The sequence below is a fragment of the Paraburkholderia sp. SIMBA_053 genome (assembly GCF_046534895.1).
In the GTDB taxonomy this organism is placed as follows: Bacteria; Pseudomonadota; Gammaproteobacteria; order Burkholderiales; family Burkholderiaceae; genus Paraburkholderia; species Paraburkholderia caledonica.
Genome location: NZ_JAWRXU010001192.1, coordinates 1 through 253, shown reverse-complemented (window position 1 = coordinate 253; position 253 = coordinate 1). Strand labels below are relative to the sequence as shown.

The 253-nt window shown below is 66.8% G+C and carries 1 protein-coding gene; it reads right to left on the bottom strand.

The window, feature by feature from the left end:
• On the bottom strand, window positions 1–253 hold a 253-nt coding region (locus SB753_RS39410), incomplete at both ends, for a hypothetical protein (protein ID WP_410805468.1).

Genomic DNA, 253 nt, shown 5'->3' with positions numbered 1-253 from the left:
AGCGCCGTCGACATGATGGCGAACGACACGATGACGGTCGCGATGCGGATGCCGAGGTTCAGCCCGTCCGATCCGGAATCCCAGCCCAGCAGACTGAGGAGCCAGCTCAACACGGCGGCGCTGGCGGAGCTGAGGAGGGAGCCGACGATCAACGAGACGCCGAAGATCAGTGCGGCGAGCAGGTCCCGGGCCTTCAGGATGACGTAGCTGCGCCGGTCCGGAGGAAGGCCGAAGATGTCCCTGGTCGCTCGCC